Origin of the sequence: Nitrincola tibetensis (assembly GCF_003284585.1) — a bacterium.
Lineage (GTDB): Bacteria > Pseudomonadota > Gammaproteobacteria > Pseudomonadales > Balneatricaceae > Nitrincola > Nitrincola tibetensis.
Map to the genome: position 1 here is coordinate 31,243 of NZ_QKRX01000010.1, position 20,342 is coordinate 51,584.

Here is a 20,342-nt window from a genome sequence, read left to right on the forward strand (position 1 = left end):
TTAGTTGCGCCAACATTGATTTAACGCCAAAGAGCCTGTTCGTCCCTTAACGCCAGTATGGGTTAATGTCAAATTGCCACAATTATCTCCGGCCATCGCGCCAGCTGGGGTTGCTCTTAATGTGTAAGTGGTTGCAGTGATTATCGCTAGATCAATATTGTAAAACACAGCTCCGCCATCTTTAGGCGAGACTGTAAAAGGTAATGCCGGTGGTGTGACTGGATTAGTGTTTCCCACAGTGTATTGATTGTTTGCAGTGTAATGTCTCTCCATAAACTGTGCGAGCTCAAGTAAGCTAGCTTGAGCATTTGCACGACGGCTTTTAGCAATCGAGTCTTGATAAGACGGATAAGCCACTGAAGCAATAATTCCAATAATTGCAACGACAATCATTAGTTCAATCAACGTGAACCCTTTGTCATGTTTATAAATCATCATTCGAAAACCTCTCTCCATGATAGTCTACCCTCTGGCGGTCTATCTAAGCCCGTATTTCCTTTTATAAAACCATCATCGTCAGATGCATCTGAAACGTAATAATCACCCAGAGGAGTTGTTAAACTTGGAGGGCGATTAAATTGCTTTCCACTCACTGGTGTCGGTACTCCATTAACATCAACAAAATCGTCCTGATTAACCTTACCGTCACCATCAAGATCATAGATGCTATAAATTAATCTACCGCCAGTAAGGAAGTCTAGCTCCATATTCCATGACGTAGCACCAGGGGAACAGGGGTCATCATTAGGGATTAGAGTGGCAACACGTAACCGATCATTTAGAATCTGTGTGTTTGTTATCACACGCTCACCTTCCAGTTTGTTGTTGTAAACTAGATTTAAAACCCAGCCCTTTTTAGAGTTATAGTTCACGCTATTTGCGCTTAGTGCGGTAACTTGAGTTTGAGTATTTGGGAATTTACCTCTAAAGATAATTTGCTGTGATACTAAATCACCAGCTGTAACAACGGATCCAGTATCGCGAATGCCATAGATGCTTTGAATGTTAACATCAGAATTGTCACGTGTTTCTATGTATTTACCAGTACCAAACATGACCATCATTCCACCTTGGGGGTGAAGTTTTAGGCTTGGTCTAGAAGTAATGGGTTGCGGTTTTCCTGCATTAGTTGCTGTAAATAATGGTAAGGCTCCGTTGGAAATTTGGAAATCGTTTGGATTATTATGATTCAAATCAAACTTCCAAAGGTTACCGAGTAAATCACCAGCATAAACATGGTTTATGAAGGACTGCCCATCTTCAGAACCATAGAGAATAGCAGGCGAAGATAATCCATTTGCGTTACTGCCACCTACATTGGTGTCAATTGAAGATAAAAGCGTACCACTTTCAAGGTCTATTACAAGCAGCTTTGCCTTAGAGGAATTGCTGTTATAACCATTACCAGTAATGACAACCCATTTTCCGTTTTTGAGTCTACCAATAATAGGCTCAGAGAAACTAAACCCGAGTTCAGGGCTTTCAAACTCCCAAAGCACATTATCTTTACCCAATGAAGTGGGGTTGGTGATGTCTATGGCGAATATACTGCGACCCCCACCACGAAGTGAACCAACTAATATGGTTCTCCAGCTACCGTTTATAAAAGCATCCGATACATGAGTGTTACCATCAACAAAATAAGCATGATCATAATCTTCGTCAGTCAAAAGCGATAAGTTTCGTATGACCGCTCTTGGAACATAAGAAAATAGTTCTACACCCCCTCCATTGACTTGTGAATCTGCATTAAAAATATGAAGCATTCCAGCGTTTGCACCTGCGACAAGAAGTGGTGTACGGTTGCGTTTTTGAAAAACAAAATTTTGATAGCTTTTAGCTTCACTAACTTTGCTGCCTAAACGATGGTAACCAAAGTCCTCACGGTGAACAAACACAGGGTTAGAGTTAATTATGTCTCCGATTACTGAGTTGCCGCGATTACGCATTCCTTGTATTTGTTGTCCTCTAATAAACTTTAGAATATTTTCGTTATCGTTAAGTAAAGCCTTCTGAGTGGAAGTGAGCCCATTGGTACCCCAAGAAAACTCTATAGCTTGGTTTTCATCGCTAAAACTATAAATTTTTCTCATATTTGGTGCAGGAAGATTACTTGATGCACTCCATTCCTTTTGTACTGATACCACCCCATTATTAAAAGTGGGCCTATAAGCAGATACATCGCCAGTCCATGAGTTTATATCAAAACTCGTTGAGAAGAGCAGGGTAGAAGTGCTTGGGAAAAAAGAAGATGAAACAACAGAAGTACCAGATGGTGCTACTTGGGCTACGATGTCAAGAAGCACGTTTTCTAATTCGGATGCAAAGGTTGATGGGTCAGCTGCGCTGAAGAATCCACCTCGTGAGTTTACTGCTGCATGGAGCATATCGTCGATTTTAAATTCATCACTGTCGTCAGGGTTCGGCCAATTAATAGTTGCGCCTGTGGATATAGCCTCAAAAGCCTCATCTGGATCAATAGTACCAAAAACGCCCAGCCCAACAGCATAGGTAACCATATGTTGCTGGTTTTGAGGGTTACGATCAGAGGTTGGTACGTTATTGGTCAAATTAGTTAAATCCGTTTTCCAGTAATAAGCAGCCACATCAGCTAATGTATTGGAAAAAGTATCCGCAAAAGGTGCACCCATATTGTCATCGACATTACCAACACCAGGACTGCCACCATTCCAATAGCCATCACTCATTAAAATGGTAAAGTTCTGGCGACATGAGATCAAATCACCTCCAGCTTGACCGGGAGTTGTACTGTAAGGACCAGTATCTGTGACATTAGTAAAGTAGTCTCCAGCACCTTGAAGTGCTCTCCTTAGTGGCGTACTACCTGTATCAGGTGAGTTATGCAGCCAAGTGTAGAAGTTACTTTTATGTGTTGCTGTCAAAGGGCGAACACCCTGCATCACAGCGCGTTGAGAGCTACCATCCACGCTAATCGTGTCTTGATTGATTCTGCCCCATCCTAGTCTAAAATCATTTGGTAGACTATTGAAAGCGTCTCCAATACCGGCTCGAGATGCTAGTGTACGAGTACGATAATAGGAATACCAATTGGCGAAGTTTTGGCGTTGTTCAGTCGATACAGTGTGCCGTGTGTAGCAGCCATTGTCCTCAAGGCCACCAGCACAGCCCTCATTGAATGTATAGTAATCAGCCGCTCCGGTTCCTCCACAATAGGCTTGTGAGTTTGTTGCTGTTGTCCATGGAAACCGCCATGTCGCCCTAAAACTAGTAGATAAATTTACATTGCCTGTTTGCTGATATCCATCTTCCCATGCACTTAAGAAATTTGCATTTGGTAGTCTTGTTCCATCTGCTTTTTTTGGCGGCAAATAGGTAGAGTTTGGGTTAAAGTAAATTTTGTTATAATCACTTGAACGACCACGTGCACGCTGATTGATATCTGAACTATTGTTGCAAACACCAACTATTGAATCTGGCATGTGTGACCACTTCATAGAACCAGAGTCATCAATAATAAACAGTAAATTAGGAGGAACTGTATTGCTTAAAAATAGAGGTTTTTGTGCGATATCAAGTTTTCCACTCACTTCGCTACCGAAAACTTCAACCTCTGCAAGTGATAAGTAATCTGTGATGTTGTTATTGCCAGATTTCTGTATCAATAAATAACGGCCACTGGTGTTGACTGAATTAAAACTTATGGTAGCACTGGGATTGCTTCCAATTTGGGTTTGCCAGTTAGAGGTGGAACGTGCTGTGCTTAGTGATGAAGATGAAGTACCTAATGCGAAGGGTGACTCGCTGAGCATAACATACACGTTCGCGAGCCTTAAGCGACATTCATTGCTCACCAACCATCCATTACTACAACCACTCTCATCACGATTATGGATTACAATCTGTGATATGTCATAAACCTTCCCTAAGTCTAAATGCCACCAATCGCGAGATGTGTTGCCGTTAGTATGAGTTATGGTACCACTGCTGTAAAGTTTGCGCGTATCACCGTCAATCGCACGAGAAGCAACTCCTTGAAAACCAGTGGATGACTGAGTAGCGTTACCACTTCGTGCAACATTGTTCGATGCTGATATGGCAGTAAAGCTCAGAGATAGTAAATATATCAAAGCGATTAGCTTGTATAGGTTGTTCATTGTAACTCCTCTAGAGCTTTGGCTCCTTGAAAACCTTTTACGCAGATATTAACTGCACATGAAAGAGATACTTGGTTTAATACAAACATAGTCTCGGAAGATTTGTTGAAAGGATTAAAAAAATTCATACTCAAGCTCCCCTAATTAATTTACTTCGATCGCAAAAGTAGAAATAAGTCGAGTTTCAACAGGGCCTACACTACCTACACTAACGACAGTATAGATTTCAGAAAAAGCTTGGTTGGTCAAACCACTTCCTAGATTAATGAATTCTTTTTTCATTGGTCCACAATAGGCACTGTGAAAGGTGGCGGGTAATTCATTAGCATTTGGTGTAACAAACTGGCCCGAATCTACAGCGATAGTTTGCGGATCATTAAAAAAACTACTAATAAAACCGTTACAGTCTACAGGACTGAGTGGTAGTTGTGATTCAATTGCTCTTACCCCTGCCTCTGCAGCATGAAAGCTGAGATGTGATTGTCTGGTATTACCCGTCATGCGTTCTTGTATGGTGGTACTTTGCATAGAACTAACGCCTAAAATCGTGACCAATAATAAAACAATTAATGAAACGATTAATGCGGACCCTGATTGATGCGTTTTTTTGCTCATATAGGGTTCCTCACGGCAACGGTGGTTTCAAACGTCTGTTGTAGTCGGCCTTGAGGGTGCGAAGATTCTGTAAATCCACGCAACTGGCTAACAATATTTAGAGTAAGCGTTACGCCTCTATTATTCGTGCCCTGGAAGGTGTTGACGGTGAATGTATTAACACCCTCGACCAATGCCTGTGGATTGCCGTTGTTAAATTGTCTGTAAAGTGAAGGTACCTCTGCCCCAACGGGTTGTGCTATGAAATAACGAACAGTAGAGAGTTGGTTTGTTGAAGTGAGTTCAGCCGCGACAACCAATCGACCACCTGTATAGTCAAATCCCATTTGTCTTGTCGAGTTATTGCCGCTGTTATCATTAATTGAGTTGGTGGGAAAAACAACCGTACCACCTGATACTTCACCACTAAATACAGTACCCCTAGTACAATCCTGATCAAGAGCTATAAGTATGTTTTTAAGATCAGAGTTTGCAAGCAATCCCTGATCAATAGCGTTGTTTGTATCCGTTAATTGGTCGTCTAGTATGTTCGGAGCATCAATTGTGAAAGAGGTTGAGTTATGTGCGGTAAGTCCGTGCCAGCGTAAACCCCTCGTTGAATTTGGCTTTGTGACCTCTAAAACATCACTTCCTGCGATGGGATTTAGAGCCGTTGCTACTGTATTTAATGTGTTTATGTTTTTACTCTCAACTACAACACCAGAATTATCAATTTTAAAGGGATTAATAACGGATTCAATCAGTGCCGCATCATCAGGTCGACTCCAGTTAACCATGAAGCGCATTTGTGAAGAAACTATATCCGCTGAAGCGGATTCGAAATTTTCATTAACTGGATTACCTCTATTTTCACCAACACCGCCACAGAACTCAATTGTTGGGTTAAATCCAGCCTGACGTACTTCGCGAGTTAGATATTCTAATGCAAACCGACCGTTTTCTTGCACTCTTGATTGTGCTTCATTGAGACGATAAGTCTGAGAGTTACTTAAAAAAATATAGACAACTGCGCTCAAAATAATCACACCAATGGCAAGGCTTATCATTAACTCGATTAGCGTAAATCCTCTGGCTTTTGTGGGCATAATTTATAACTCCAAAATATAGCTAAAGGTGACATTTTCATTTGCACCAGCTTGTGGTCCTTGTATTCGACCTCGGCTTTCGGACCACTGAATACTAATCGTAAACGCATTACCATTTTGAGCCACTGTGGCTGTGACACCATTACCAACAATATCCGTTAATCGGTTTTGCCATGTAGTAAGTCGTGCAGAGCCAGTATTAAACTCACCATTCAGTGCCTCTGCTTCGAATAGACGCATACGCTCGCCTAGGTCATATCCCATATGCGTGACATTAGAGCGAATAAAACTACTGTGATTACTTTTTAATGATTGCGTTTGTAAAGCCGCTAGTCCCAACAAACCAACGGTAACGACTAGTACCGCAATAAGTACCTCAATGAGAGAAGTGCCGGATTGTTTCTTGAAAATATTTATATCAATCATGTGCATGCTCCAATTGATACGGTCACCTGTCCAGTTGCATTAATGTTGATACAGCGGTCATGATTATCAATGTTAATGGCTATTTGATGAGGCACTGCACCGACAATAAAACCTTCTCGTGAAAAAGCGATTCCACCAGCAGGTGCTTGTATGACGTTTCCTCCTAAACTTGCCGAAACGCCATCCCACACGCGTACCACTTCATTACTACCTAAGGCAGTAATCAGCCAACCATCACTCCAATTACCTGTTGGGTCACAACCATTCTGAGCTTGATTACTGATACAGACCGCAACAACTACTCTGCGTTTAAGGGCCTCTGACCGCGCCAGCTGAAGCGCCCCAGCAAGGTCGTTAGTAATAGCTCTTGCCCTAGAACTTTCGAGAGTGCTTTGAAAGCTTGGAACACCTATAAACAGAATGATCGCAAGTACGGCAATAGATACCATTAATTCAATTAAAGAAACGCCAGATTGTCTGCTACCTTGCTTCATGGTTTACATATCTCTGTATAGAAATTTCTACTTATAAGCATAGATTTTTAGCTTTGAGTAATCCAGTGCAGAGCAGTTGAATGGTTGGATTAAGCAGATGAATGGTTATGGAAGATATAGATTTTTAGTTCGGAGGCTTTTCTTCGGCTTATATTGAGTCGTTCATCACATCCATAAAGTGATACGAAATATAAGCCATCTATTTTGTTCAAAGTGTTCATACGTGAAATATTAATTAATAAATGTCGATGAGCCCGGACCACCAATCCTTGATAGCTAGCTTCTATGCGGTTAAGGCTTTCATTTAATATCGCCTCCCCCCCATCAAACACCATCTTCACCACCTTATCTTCTGCCATAAAGTACTGAACCTTATCAAAACGAATACGTCGTAAACTGTTGCCGACTTGATAGCTGATCCAAGGATTGAGTTCATCCTGCTTTTCAATATGCGCACGGGTTGGTGTGCCGACGCGCTCTAAGGCGGTCTTTAATCGACTGGCATCGACAGGCTTGAGCAGATAGTCGCTAGGGCCGACACTGTATGCATCCAGAGCATGTTGCGGATGGGCGGTGACAAAAATAATTGCAGGGGGCAGTGGTAGTTGATTGATCGTTTCAGCCAAGGCTAAACCATCCGTATCCGGCATTTCGATATCCAGCATCACCAGATCAGGTTGCAACTGTTGCACTAAATCTAGAGCATCAGTAGCATTCTCTGCCTCGCCTATACAGTCAATTTGTGTATGCGCTGACAGTAAACGCTTCAGTCTAGCGCGGGCTAAGGGTTCATCATCAACGATCAGGGTTCGCATCTGTTCATTTCCTTAGGCTTTAGTGTCATCGAAAGGGATGACCAACTTAACACGATACTGATTCTCTATCGCTCCAGTGGTTAATTTGGCTCGGTCATCATAAAGGAGTGCGAGTCGTTGTCTAATATTATCGATGGCAATCCCGTTTCCTTCAAATCGTGCCTTGCAGTGAGGAGGCAAAGGGTTTTCAATCAATAGTGTCAGGTTTTTTTGACTGAACATTAGCTCTATTCTGATCAAGCTAGGTTGACTAAACCCTTCAACACCATGTCTTACAGCATTTTCGATCAAGGGTTGTAAGGTCAAGCTTGGCAGCAGTATTGACGGTAATTGTTCAGGAAAATGTCGAGACACTTGTAATCGAGTGCCTAAACGCCAATGCTCCAGTGACAGATAACTGTCCACAATACGTAACTCATCAACGAGCGTACTGGTTTCACCTGCTTTGAGAGCCGCGCGAAAGAGTGCTGACAGGTTAAGTAACGCCTCTTCAGCGGCCTGTGGATCTTGTTGGGTTAACTCGGCGACCGTATTCAGGCTGTTAAATAAAAAATGTGGACGAATCCGTGCCTGAAGTGCATCTAACTCTGCTCGCGATTGAGCGGCAATCCTCTGCTGGCGTTCATGATGCATAATATAGAATTGTAATCCAATCACGCCGACAATAGATGCAATCAATAGGTTGTGAAAAATAAAGGTACTAAGCTCCGCCTGTGTTTGCCAACCTTGCTGTGTGAGTAGATGAAAGGCAATCAAGCTGACAGCTGCCGTGCTACTCAATAGCAATAAGAACGCCACAGCTGCTAGTTGGCGTGGAGAGTTTTGACCAAAATGTTTTTGGTACTGACACAAGAGTAAAAGCGTCAACAGATTTACCCACTGAACGAACAAGGTTGTTAAGCCTAGACGATACCATCGATCCTCAAGCACTCCCGGTGCAAGTGTCATGAGAATCGCAACCGCTTGTGCGAGCACAATGGCACGAAGCACAATTTTACTCTGGCATACCGAGGTTTGGATCGTTTGATTCATACATACCCCAATCGGGTTAAATAATTGTACCAGTATAAGGTGGGTTGAGAGAGGGGCCAAGCAAGTTCAAGTTGTCAAATTAATTTAATAGGGGAGTGTTATTTACTTGAGTAACCTAAAGGTCAGTTTGGCCCTGAAATCGGATGTATTCACGTTCTTTTATGATGAAGGTCGATTGACGTTTCATGCTTTCTGTCCTGCTTCTAAAGCACAAACCCGATTCCGCCCTTGCTCTTTCGCATGATACAAAGCGGTATCCGCTCTAAGCGTAAGGCTCTTTTGCTTGTCCCCCAATTGCCACTGGGTCACACCAATACTAACCGTACAGCTTCCGACGTCTGGGAATTGATGATCAGCAATTAACTGTCGAAGCATATCCGCATGTGTTGTCGCTTCATCCAAGGTCATATCTGGGCAAATAACCATAAATTCTTCTCCTCCCCAGCGCGCAAGTGTTGCGTTGGCTGAGCAATGGCCTTTCAAGATCGAGGCAATGTCGGTTAGTACCGCATCTCCACATAAGTGGCCGTAGGTGTCATTTACTCGCTTAAAAAAGTCGATATCCATCAGCAGAACGGAAAAAATACGTCCCGATTTTTCTGACTCGTCAATCATCTCCTCAAAGGCTTTTTCAAGGCGCATTCGGTTATACAAGCGGGTGAGACGATCGGTGATGGCCAATTGCTCTAACTGGCGGTTTTTGATTTCAAGTTCTCGTTGCACTTCTAACAGCTGAGTGTTGGCGCGTTGCACTCTAATGTTCAACTTGGCCAGTTTAATGTTCCAGATAATGAACGCGATAATAATCAACAATGCAACGACGCCTATCTGCCATATGAGTCGATAGTCGGCAGGCTTGCTGATCGCAATTTGCATCCATCGCTGTTCAATTTGGGCTTTGGTTTCATCGGTAATGGATAGAAGTGCCTTGTTGAGCAGGTCGAGTAGGAGTTGGTGTTGAGATTGCACGGCAAAGTGAAACTGATAGGCAATATCCAGTTGTCCACCAATTTTTAAATTGTCTCGACCTGAGCGATTCAGGGTATTGCCCAGTGAAGGTAGGCTATCGATGTATCCAAAGACCTCGTATTTACGCACGGCATCCAATCCCGCCTCAGCGCTTGGGTAAGAAACCAGCTTCGTGTCCGGAAAGCGTGAGCGGATCAATGTCTCAATTTCACTAAACGCGAGGACTGCAAAGGTTTGATCTTTAGTTTGATCAAGGTTGTTGATAAAAAATGCATCTTGGCGAGTGGCAATGACAATGGGGGTCTCGTAATAGCTGGAAGTAATGGAAACGCTCGGTTGATGACCGTCGATAGAGGGGGCATTTGCAATGAAGTCACATAAATTGTTTTCTAAGGCATCTAAGGCGGCCTGCCAGTGGGGTTGTCGACTCAGTCGTGTCGTGAGGCCTGCGTTATTCGTTAACACTTCGATAATATCCGCGATCGCGCCATAGTATTGTCCATTCTGATCGATGCGCTCATAGGGCATGCGTTCACTAATAGCGCAGATTCTTAAGGCAGGTATCTGATCCAGCCATTCAAGTTCTTCACGAGTTAAATGAACATGGTGGGCTGAGGCATGAGTACGTGAAATCCAACGCTCTTGCAGCTCTCTTTTCTCTTGTTCTGTTAAAGTATCCATTGACTTTTGAAGAAGGGTTTTCAGCATCGGGTCATCTTTACGTACGCCAATATGGAGGGGAATAGGGCGACCAAAACGTGTGTCTTGTAAGCTATTTGAACGTAAATCAGGAATGCCATATTTTGTTGACAGATGGTTAGCAACACTCAGCAGCTCTAAGGTCGCGTCGGCTTCTTGTGTACTGACGAGAATGAGCGCTGCGATGCTATCCTCGGTTGGGATGACCTGAATGTCAGGTTGGTTTTTGAAAAACTCATAGTTGTAAAACGCATCAGGGAGGGCTAGGGTTTTGCCTATGAAGTCTTCTGGGCTTTGAATGGGTTGTTGATCTTTATGCTGATAAACTGCTTGAGCAAGGCGAATGTAGGGGCCAGTAAACGCCATGATTTCTTGGCGGGACTCGTTAGGCGCAATGTTCATCATGACGTCAAGTTCACCCTGTGCCATCATTTGCATGAAATCACTCCAGGTATGGCCTGAAATAGGTTCAACTTCTAAACCCACACGCGCAGCAAGCAAACGAATAAGGTCAATGGAATGCCCCGTGGGAAAACCGTTTTCATTATAATTGTAAGGCTCGAAGTTGGCTTCGTTTTGGACGCGAATGACTGGGTTTTGTCGGACGTACTCACGTTCTTCAGGGGTCAGTGCCAAGGTTTGTTGTTTGATGCGCTCTAAGGTCACGACATCAGTCCAGCGTTGGCTGAGTTGCCGCCATTCTTCGCTCGTGATGGCATCCATTGCCTTCTGTAGGATGTCGTGGATTATCACCAGTTCAGATTGTACGCCAAAGCGTAAATCTTCTCGGCCCACGCCCCCAATGCGGAATTCACCAGCCACTCGAATATTGGTTAATGCATGGCGAGTGGCATAATGCTGCGCTGATGTTAAATTTTGAATAGATGCGTCGATTGAGCCAAAGGCAACCGCTTTGATCAGGTGTTCATAGTCCGGAAATTCAACGATATCAATACCAGGAACGGCCTTTAATAAATCCAAGTAAAAAATATTGTTGAGCACACCTACTCGTTTGCCTGAGAAGTCTTCAAAGCCGCGATAGCCACCAAAATCAGCCCGCGTAAAAATAACGGTTGGTATCTCAAAATAAGGGGTGGTAAATAAAGAAAAATGGGCTCGATTTGGCCGATAGGAAATGTCGGCAATGGCATCTACTTCTTTTTCTTCAAGCTTGCGAAGGTTGTTGGCCCATTCATCGATTTCAATCTTGATTTGAATATCGGCTTTGTTTTCTAACAGCTTTACAAGGTCGGCAACTAGGCCTGTGTGTTGCCCATTTTCAACAAATGAAAAAGGAATAAAGTCGTACATCACCGCTAATGAGATGGGGCCGTGCCTGTCTATAAATGCACGTTCTTCAGAATTCAGCAAGCTCGCGTTTACATTAGATGCTAGCGCAATTAATACGAGCAACAAGAGTAAAAAAGGCTTAAAAATAAAAGAGCATCTGTCCATTTTGTTTAGGATCTGAACGTCCAGTCATATGATGAACTAACCTTGCCTTATTGAGCTGGAGTTCGCAAGTAAAAAAGCCATCCGAAGATGGCTAAAACTTGAGGACTAAATCAAGTAGAGTGACGAGTCAGACAGCACTGCTGCCGAGTTCGAGTAAGGTTGCATTACCACCTACGGCGGTGGTGTTGATTGTACGCGTGCGTTCGGTGACAAAACGTGACAAATGATCGGGTTGAAGAAGATGAGTGCATTGCACAGGGTCTGTTTCGGCAACCATCTGTACCAATAGGCCTGCACGCTTAGCGATCAAGGCATTTATTTCGATCACTCGATTCATCGGCAAGACGCAAGCAATCACAGCTAAGTGATCAAGCCCCAGTGCTTGATTTAAAGAAAGATCGGAGACCGCTTGCAAAATGGCTTCAGGAACACCCGCTTGATGAAGCAGTCTGGCAAGTTGTTCACACCAGGCTTGCTCTTCAGGCCAGTGCAGCAATACTGCATTGCCTGCGACAAGTGCGGCAAAGGTTTGACCTAAAAAGGCGGTGTAGGTCGATGTTTGATCGGCGCTAACTAAACAAATACCGCGTCCATTTAAGTAAAGTTCGTTGCTTTCGCCAGTTGGCCCAGGCAACGTGATAATTTGCTCAAGCGTTGCCGCCTGCTCCAACAAATGCTTAAGTAGGCCAACGCTTCTGACATCGTTTGCTTGAGGTATTTGCGTGTGTATTTTCTGTAAACGTTCACTGCGCTTGATAAATCCTTGATGATTCCATGCATCCCAGGCAGACAGTGCGTTTGCAATTCGGTTATCGGATAGGCTAGCCATTAGTGCAGCTCCTCAACAAGTCTTAATTCTGTAAAACGTTGAACGTAGTGTGGACCACCTGCCTTTGGACCTGTGCCGGACAAACCTTGGCCTCCAAAGGGTTGGACACCGACACTTGCGCCGATTTGATTGCGGTTAATGTAGCAGTTGCCCACACGGACACGGGATTCGATCTGAGCCGCGGTGCGCTCGTTTCGGGTGTGGATGCCGAGAGTGAGACCATACCCGGATGCATTGATTTGGTCGATCAAGCTGTCCATTTCACTCGCCTTAAATCGCAGCAGGTGAATGATCGGACCAAATTGCTCACGTCCTAGTTCGCTGAGGGCGTTAATTTCAAATGCAGTGGGCGCGACAAATGTCCCTTCTTTACAGGCGGCGTTCAGCGGTGTTTGCCCTAAAAGCTTGGCGTTCTTTTTCATGGCTTCAATATGGTTCAACAATCCTGTTTGTGCTTCGGCATCAATCACCGGACCAACGTCTGTCTGATGAAGTCGAGGGTCACCAACACTCAACTCGACCATCGCGCCTTGTAAGAGCTCTACGATGCGATCGGCGATATCAGCTTGTACACATAAAACACGCAACGCTGAGCAGCGTTGACCTGCCGATGCAAAGCCAGATAAGACGGCATCATTGACGACCTGTTCTGGTAGGGCTGTTGAGTCGACGATCATGGCATTTTGGCCACCTGTTTCGGCGATAAATGGAACAGGCGCGCATCCTCGTGCGGCCAGAGAGCGGTTAATGAGTTGCGCTGTTTCGGTAGAACCCGTGAACGCAACACCATTGATGTTTACGTCGCTTGTCAATGGTGCACCAACACCAGCGCCATCACCTGGCAGTAGTGATATGGCATTGTCGGGGATGCCCGCCTCAAGCATCAGTTCGGTCGCTCTATAGGCGATTAAACTGGTTTGTTCGGCAGGCTTTGCAATCACACTATTGCCTGCAACCAAAGCTGCTGTCACTTGACCGAGGAAAATGGCTAGAGGGAAGTTCCAAGGGCTAATGCAGACAATAATACCGCGACCCTGACGTTGCCAAGGACGTGCATGGCCATCAATGTCTTTAAGCATCATGGGAGCTTCGCTGATGCGTTCGGCTTCATTGGCATAGTAACGACAAAAATCGACCGCTTCACGGACCTCATCTATGGCATCTTGAATCGTTTTTCCCGCTTCCAGATGGCAAATTGCAACGAGCTCAGCAAGATTCTCTTCAAGGAGGTCACCTAGGCGGCGTAAGGCGTCTGCGCGAGTGTGAGCGGACGTTTTATTCCAGTTCTCGTAGCCGTCTTTTGCCGTTCTAATGGCGAGTGAGACGAGCTCGGCATTGGCGAAGCTGACCTCACCCACATGAAGGTTATGGTCGTGTGGAGCAAGGACCCTGTGGCTCGGATGACCTGAGTGAGGCTGACCGTTAATGAGTGCTTGTGCTGACCAGGTTTTAGTGAAGAAAGAGCTCACGCTGTCACGGAAGGGCAACCACTCACTTTCAATCTCAATGTTGGGGCTGAACGAATTTTTGCGATCGTGAAAAATAGCACAAGGTAAGGGAATATTCGGGTTATGCAGTGTTTGACGGCTGTTGAGTGTCGTCCAAGGGTGTTGTACTAATTCTGCAATTGGACAGCGCGCATCAACAAGACGATGGACAAACGAACTGTTCGCACCATTTTCAAGTAAGCGGCGAACCAGATAAGGCAGCAAATCTTTATGGCTCCCCACTGGGGCGTAGATCCGAACGGTGACACCGGATTGAGTCAATACTCGATCATACAGGGCGTCTCCCATGCCGTGCAGGCGCTGGAATTCGAAATCTCTGTGTGAAGCGAGTGTCAGGATGCTGGCAACAGTATGTGCGTTGTGGCTGGCAAATTGTGGCCAAATATTGCCTCGTACAGATTCACTTAATAAAAAGCGTGCGCAGGCTAAGTAGGACACATCGGTGGCTTCTTTGCGGGTGTAGACGGGGTATCCACTCAAACCACGCTGCTGGCAAAGCTTGATTTCGCTGTCCCAGTAAGCGCCTTTCACCAGTCGCACAGGGATGATATTGCCCACTTCACGAGCCAGCGCATTCAGCCATGCCAAAACGGGTAAAGCCCGCTTTGAATAGGCCTGAACAACTAAACCAAAACCGCCCCAGCCTTGGCAGGCTTCACTGCGGATGAGTTTTTCGAAGAGATGAAGGGACATCTCCAGACGATCCATCTCTTCAGCATCAACGGTAATCGCGACGTTCAGTGAACGTGCTTTTTGAATTAACGTTAGGACACGGTCGTAGAGTTCGGTCATGACACGATGTTCTTGGCCGACTTCATAACGTGGATGCAATGCAGAGAGCTTGATGGAAATACTCGGTCTAGGCCCTTTTGCCTTCGGATCTTGGAAATTTCCTGTGAACTCAATGGCGCTCATATAATCATTAAAGTACTTCTGAGCATCTTTAGCCGTAAGCGCTGCTTCTCCGAGCATATCAAAGGAGTAGGTGTAGCCTTTCTTGCGATAATCAGAACCGCGCTTCATGGCTTCACTAATCGTACGTCCCAGAACAAACTGATGTCCCATCACTTTCATGGCTTGTTGCATAGCGGCACGAATAACAGGCTCGCTCATGCGATTGACTAAACGGTTAATAATGCCAGCAGGTGACCCATCTTCACGTTCATCCATGCTGACGACTTTACCTGTTAGCAAAAGCCCCCAAGTTGAGGCGTTTACGAGAAGAGAGTCAGAGTTACGTAAGTGTTTTTTCCAGTCAGCGACACTGAGTTTGTCTCGAATAAGTGCGTCTGCCGTGTCGGCATCCGGAATGCGCATCAGTGCTTCAGCTAGACACATTAAAAGAATGCCTTCTTTCGTATCTAAGCTGTACTCCAATAAGAGTGCATCAATCATGTGGATGGCATCGCCATCGGCTCTGACCTGTTCAATTAAGGATGTTGCCAACTGTTCAGCTTTTTGCAGCTCTTGATCCTTGGGCTCGGCTAAAGGCATTAACTCTCTTAGCCAAGTGTCTTCATCAATGGAGTAAAGAGGAGAGATAGATGACCAGATCTCTGATGTCGACTGGTTAACCCAGGTCGAATCAAGAACATTGCTTGCTTTAAACATAGTGCAACCCTCAGAATTTAGTGTCAGCAAGCTAAATGTTGCTGATAACCGACAATGACGACACTCTAATAATAAAAGCTAGTACAGGTCTTGCCAGTTTCTACGGAGTTTTTGGCGTATTCTCCGATATCATTGAAAACTGTTTGCGATAACGGGCGGGGGAAATGTTGAGGTGTTGGCTAAATGCACGTGTTAAGGCACTTTGATTGGCAAAGCCAAAACGACTGGCGATTTGAGCAAGCGGCTCTCGTGTTTCTGTGAGCGCCTTAAGAGCGGCATCAAAACGTCGATTTAAAACGTATTGCTGCGGTGTTGTTCCCGTTTGCTCACGAAATCGGTCAAAAAACTGACTACAACTTAAGAAAACCAACCCTGCTAACTCGCTAACCAGAATTTTGCGATCAATGTGTAGGTCTATGTAGCTATCGATCAGTGACATGTTGATCCGACCATAAAAACGTGCCGGATAAGGGTGCTGTTGTTCGAGGTGTCGTTGAAGTGCACAGACGATCGTGTGGCTGCATGCGCTTTGTAGAAAAGGGTCGTTTGGGCTTTGTTGCATTTCACGGCTAAGCGCACTGATCAGAATCTGCAGTTCGCTGCTACAGTTGATGAATTTTGATTGTTTGAAGAGTAGGTCAATGCGTTTTTGTAAAGAGGGATCTTCCGCTTGGATGGGTAGGTTAATGACGATAATTTGATTATCACCCATGCCCCAGAAGGCGTGATCAGTTGAACAGGGTAAAACACACCCTTGCCCTAGGCTAACGGGCTGTGCGGCCCCAGCGACATCAAACTCAGTTGCCCCTTGCAAACCAAATACAAGCTGGTGGTAACTGTGATCATGATGGTCAGCTTTTTCGGGCAAACTGACGACTTCTGCTTTCTTTACCATAATAAGGACATCGGCATCGGGTGTTTGAATAGAACAATATCAAACTATTCATTCCATAATAAGTGGTTAGAGATAACAAGTCTAATTTGCATCCTACTATCGTCGTGTTTGTGACGGTCCAGTGTTTTCCTTCCCCTTTTTGTTCACGAAAAGGTTACAATGTGCGCAAATTCATTATTGCTTAGAAATAGGATCTTTCCCCTATGTCCGAATTGAAAAATGATCGTTTTTTAAGGGCCTTATTGCGTGAGCCGGTCGATGTTACCCCTGTGTGGATGATGCGCCAAGCGGGGCGTTACTTACCCGAGTATAAAGCAACACGTGCACAGGCTGGAGACTTTATGAGTCTTTGTAAAAATCCTGAGCTGGCCTGTGAAGTTACTTTGCAGCCGTTGGAGCGATACGATCTAGATGCGGCAATTCTCTTTTCCGATATTCTGACCATTCCTGATGCAATGGGGCTGGGTCTTTATTTTGAAGCGGGAGAAGGGCCACGCTTTAAAAAAGTGCTGCGCACGGAGGCAGATGTTGCCGCACTGCCGGTGCCGAATGCGGCCAGTGATCTTGATTACGTAATGAGTGCGGTTAAAACCATACGTTCGGCGTTGAACGGTCGCGTTCCTTTGATCGGTTTTTCAGGCAGCCCATGGACACTAGCCACCTATATGGTTGAAGGTGGGTCTAGCAAAGATTTCCGTCATATAAAAGAAATGATGTATGCGACGCCGGATGTGATGCATGAGCTACTGAACAAGCTGGCCTTATCTGTCACCGATTATTTGAATGAACAAATTCGCAGTGGTGCTCAGGCCGTCCAGATTTTTGATACTTGGGGCGGTGTACTCAGTCCTGAAATGTACAAGACCTTTTCTTTGGCGTATATGGAGCAGATCGTTAAAGGCTTGATTCGCGAATATGATGGACGTCGAGTTCCGGTCATATTGTTCACAAAAAATGGTGGACAATGGCTGGAGGTCATGGCAAAAACTGGGGCCGATGCGTTAGGTTTGGATTGGACAACGCATATTGATGATGCACGTCGTCGTGTGGGGCAGCAGGTTGCTTTGCAGGGCAATATGGATCCGTCGGTTTTATATGCGTCGCCTGCTCGGATACGTGCCGAGGTTGCGGATATTCTTCAGCGCTATGGTTCCGGTGCTGGCCATGTCTTTAATTTGGGTCATGGTATTCATCAATTTGTTAATCCCGAGCATGCTGGTATTTTTGTCGATGCTGTACATGAACTTAGCGCCCAATATCATCAGTCATAATAATATGGGCCATTATTTTCAATGAAAAAACTAACACAGCTATTTCAAAGTAATCAGGCTTGGTCTGCACGTATTCGGGAAGAGAGTCCAGAATTTTTTCCGACCTTGGCGGCGCAACAAGCACCCGAGTATTTATGGATTGGCTGTTCTGACAGTCGTGTTCCGGCAAATGAAATCGTTGATCTGTTACCGGGCGAGTTGTTTGTTCATCGCAATGTTTCCAATTTGGTCATTCATACGGATATGAATTGCTTGTCGGTTTTGCAGTATGCCGTTCAGGTGTTGAAGGTGAAGCATGTCATGGTTGTGGGTCACTACGGTTGTGGCGGGGTGAAAGCCTCGTTAGATGGGCATGGGCACGGCTTGATTGATAATTGGCTGGGTCATATCCGTGATGTCTATGCGAAGCATAGAGCGGTCATCGGTGACTGGCAGGCAACTGATCAGCAGTTTGATCGGATGTGTGAATTAAACGTAATCGAGCAAGCTGAAAATGTGTGCAATACGACGGTTGTGCGCGAAGCTTGGGCGCGTGGTCAGGAGCTGACGGTTCATGGTTGGATTTACAGCTTAAACGATGGCTTGATCACGGACCTTAACTTTTGCGTGGGTTCGATTGACGAAACCGACGTGGAATATGAGCGCGCTGTGCAGCGAGTTCACCAATTGCAAGCAAACTAAAACAGGTAGGGTTACGTGGCCAAAGCGAAGACGGCATATGTGTGCAATGACTGTGGTGCCGAGTATTCAAAGTGGCAGGGGCAGTGTACGGCTTGTCAGGCATGGAATACGCTAACCGAGGTTCGTTTAAGCAGTGCGACAGCCTCGTCGTCTTCGCGAGGTGCACGTTTTGATGGTTATGCCGGGGCGACGGGCACCGCCGGAAATCAAACCTCTCAGAGAGTGATCAGTTTAGGTGATGTGAATTTGGCCGAGATGCCTCGCATATCATCGGGAGCAGGTGAGCTGGATCGTGTGTTAGGGGGCGGTTTAGTACCAGGGTCTGCGGTACTCATCGGTGGTCATCCAGGTGCAGGCAAGAGTACGTTGCTGTTACAAACTCTTTGTCATTTGGCCATGCAGTATCCCGCACTCTATGTTACGGGCGAGGAGTCATTGCAGCAGGTTGCGATGAGGGCGGCACGGCTGGGTTTAAAAGCGGATCATCTTAAGATGCTGTCTGAGACCTCAGTCGAAACCATTTGCGATGTCGCTATGCAGTTGCAACCTAAAGTGATGGTGATTGACTCGATACAAGTTATGCATATGGCGGATGTGCAGTCGGCACCTGGGTCTGTGTCTCAGGTGAGAGAGTCAGCCGCCTATTTGACTCGTTTCGCGAAACAAACAGGAACGGTTTTGTTTCTAGTTGGGCATGTGACGAAAGATGGCTCTTTGGCTGGACCCAAGGTGCTGGAGCATATGATCGATTGTTCGCTGCAGCTTGAAGGCTCCTCAGATAGCCGTTTTCGTACTCTGAGAAGTCATAAAAATCGCTTTGGAGCGGTCAATGAGCTGGGTGTATTTGCCATGCTCGAAACGGGCCTCAAAGAAGTGCGCAATCCCAGCTCGATTTTCTTAAGTCGTGGAGAAGAGGCGAGTGCAGGTAGTGTGGTGATGGTGGTCTGGGAGGGAACTCGCCCGCTATTGGTTGAGTTGCAGGCCTTGGTCGATACGTCTCATGTGTCTAACCCACGCCGAGTAGCCGTTGGGCTTGATCAGAATCGCTTGGCGATGTTGTTAGCCGTGTTGAATCGTCATGGTGGTTTAATGACGGGTGACCAAGATGTGTTTGTGAATGTCGTTGGCGGTGTGAAGGTGCTCGAAACGAGCGCGGATCTCGCTCTTTTGTTGGCCATCGTCTCTAGCTTTCGAGATCAGCCTTTATCACAGGATTTGATTGTGTTTGGTGAGGTCGGTTTATCTGGCGAGATTCGTCCTGTTCCAAATGGCCAAGAGCGCATAAGAGAAGCGGCTAAGCACGGATTTAAACGAGCCATTGTGCCAAAAGCCAATGTGCCCAAAGAGCCGATTGCGGGTCTGCAGATTATTGGTGTTGCCCGTTTGTCTGATGCGCTGGATCAGATTTGAGGCTCATCGAGAATCATTTGTTCAAGCTCTCTTTCTAACAGCGTTTCGTCTCCTAGGTTAAGTTCAACTAAACGACGCAGATGCGACATGCTATCAATGTCTATTTCTTCAATGACGAAGCCATAGTGAGGATGCTCGCGAGTGGAAAGTGAAACCTGCATTTTTATTAAGATGTCGTTTGCTAAATAAATGCAAAGCTCAGCGGGTTCGTCAAGTGATAAGTCAAGCGTGTCGTTGCAGGTCAGTAATGCGCCGCGAAACGAAATGTCGACGAGCTGCATAACGGCTGCTTTACCCGTAAAGTGAACCTCACACTCTGCATCAAAGTGAATGCGTGTAAAGCGACGACGGTCATTGATAATCTTGCTCACGTTCTGCTACCTTTTGGTCAGGTTCTAAATAACATTCTAG

16 protein-coding genes are annotated in these 20,342 nt (G+C 45.5%); 3 read left to right on the top strand and 13 right to left on the bottom strand.

Annotated elements, in window-relative coordinates; genetic code table 11:
* From DN062_RS13115 to DN062_RS13170, 12 genes are all read right to left on the bottom strand, one after another.
* Entirely contained in the window at positions 1-438 is a 438-nt protein-coding gene (locus DN062_RS13115) for a type IV pilin protein (RefSeq protein WP_112159765.1), read from the bottom strand.
* Positions 435-4,136 carry a PilC/PilY family type IV pilus protein gene (locus DN062_RS13120; RefSeq protein ID WP_112159766.1) on the bottom strand — a complete coding sequence of 1,234 codons (3,702 nt, stop codon included), beginning with the start codon at positions 4,134-4,136 and terminating at the stop codon, positions 435-437. Before DN062_RS13120 ends, DN062_RS13115 begins: the two co-directional genes overlap by 4 nt.
* Before the next feature lie 144 nt (positions 4,137-4,280).
* Positions 4,281-4,751 carry a pilus assembly PilX family protein gene (locus DN062_RS13125; RefSeq protein ID WP_112159767.1) on the bottom strand — a complete coding sequence of 157 codons (471 nt, stop codon included), beginning with the start codon at positions 4,749-4,751 and terminating at the stop codon, positions 4,281-4,283.
* A complete protein-coding gene (locus DN062_RS13130) occupies positions 4,748-5,836 on the bottom strand; it encodes a PilW family protein (RefSeq protein WP_112159768.1) in 1,089 nt (362 codons plus the stop codon). Before DN062_RS13130 ends, DN062_RS13125 begins: the two co-directional genes overlap by 4 nt.
* A gap of 3 nt (positions 5,837-5,839) precedes the next feature.
* Positions 5,840-6,262 carry a type IV pilus modification protein PilV gene (gene pilV, locus DN062_RS13135; protein WP_051514482.1) on the bottom strand — a complete coding sequence of 141 codons (423 nt, stop codon included), beginning with the start codon at positions 6,260-6,262 and terminating at the stop codon, positions 5,840-5,842.
* Complete coding sequence (locus DN062_RS13140; RefSeq protein WP_051514483.1) at positions 6,259-6,756, bottom strand: GspH/FimT family pseudopilin; 498 nt, start codon at positions 6,754-6,756, stop codon at positions 6,259-6,261. The genes pilV and DN062_RS13140 overlap by 4 nt, the downstream gene beginning before the upstream one ends.
* Before the next feature lie 89 nt (positions 6,757-6,845).
* On the bottom strand, positions 6,846-7,571 hold the full coding sequence (locus tag DN062_RS13145) for a LytR/AlgR family response regulator transcription factor (RefSeq protein ID WP_112159769.1): 726 nt from the start codon (positions 7,569-7,571) through the stop codon (positions 6,846-6,848).
* A 12-nt stretch (positions 7,572-7,583) separates the two neighbouring features.
* Entirely contained in the window at positions 7,584-8,603 is a 1,020-nt protein-coding gene (locus tag DN062_RS13150; RefSeq protein ID WP_112159770.1) for a sensor histidine kinase, read from the bottom strand.
* Positions 8,604-8,786: 183 nt separating this feature from the next.
* A complete protein-coding gene (locus tag DN062_RS13155) occupies positions 8,787-11,726 on the bottom strand; it encodes a transporter substrate-binding domain-containing diguanylate cyclase (RefSeq protein ID WP_112159771.1) in 2,940 nt (979 codons plus the stop codon).
* A 127-nt stretch (positions 11,727-11,853) separates the two neighbouring features.
* On the bottom strand, positions 11,854-12,555 hold the full coding sequence (locus DN062_RS13160; RefSeq protein WP_112159772.1) for a delta-1-pyrroline-5-carboxylate dehydrogenase: 702 nt from the start codon (positions 12,553-12,555) through the stop codon (positions 11,854-11,856).
* Entirely contained in the window at positions 12,555-15,674 is a 3,120-nt protein-coding gene (gene putA, locus DN062_RS13165) for a bifunctional proline dehydrogenase/L-glutamate gamma-semialdehyde dehydrogenase PutA (RefSeq protein WP_112159773.1), read from the bottom strand. Before putA ends, DN062_RS13160 begins: the two co-directional genes overlap by 1 nt.
* A gap of 100 nt (positions 15,675-15,774) precedes the next feature.
* Positions 15,775-16,569: a helix-turn-helix domain-containing protein gene (locus DN062_RS13170; RefSeq protein WP_112159774.1), complete on the bottom strand. Its 795-nt coding sequence runs from the start codon at positions 16,567-16,569 to the stop codon at positions 15,775-15,777.
* Positions 16,570-16,772: 203 nt separating this feature from the next.
* Here DN062_RS13170 and hemE point away from each other — a divergent pair, with 203 nt between their 5' ends.
* Genes hemE through radA form a run of 3 tightly spaced genes read left to right on the top strand, consistent with a single transcriptional unit; the run spans position 16,773 to position 19,931 of the window.
* The gene (gene hemE / locus DN062_RS13175; RefSeq protein WP_112159775.1) at positions 16,773-17,840 is read left to right on the top strand and encodes a uroporphyrinogen decarboxylase; all 1,068 of its coding nucleotides are present in this window, start codon (positions 16,773-16,775) and stop codon (positions 17,838-17,840) included.
* A 21-nt stretch (positions 17,841-17,861) separates the two neighbouring features.
* Positions 17,862-18,521 carry a carbonate dehydratase gene (can, locus tag DN062_RS13180; protein ID WP_112159776.1) on the top strand — a complete coding sequence of 220 codons (660 nt, stop codon included), beginning with the start codon at positions 17,862-17,864 and terminating at the stop codon, positions 18,519-18,521.
* Between the two features lie 15 nt (positions 18,522-18,536).
* Entirely contained in the window at positions 18,537-19,931 is a 1,395-nt protein-coding gene (gene radA / locus DN062_RS13185; protein ID WP_112159777.1) for a DNA repair protein RadA, read from the top strand.
* Here radA and DN062_RS13190 read toward each other — a convergent pair.
* Positions 19,922-20,302 carry a PilZ domain-containing protein gene (locus tag DN062_RS13190; protein ID WP_239995786.1) on the bottom strand — a complete coding sequence of 127 codons (381 nt, stop codon included), beginning with the start codon at positions 20,300-20,302 and terminating at the stop codon, positions 19,922-19,924. The genes radA and DN062_RS13190 overlap by 10 nt on opposite strands.
* Positions 20,303-20,342: the final 40 nt, after the last annotated feature.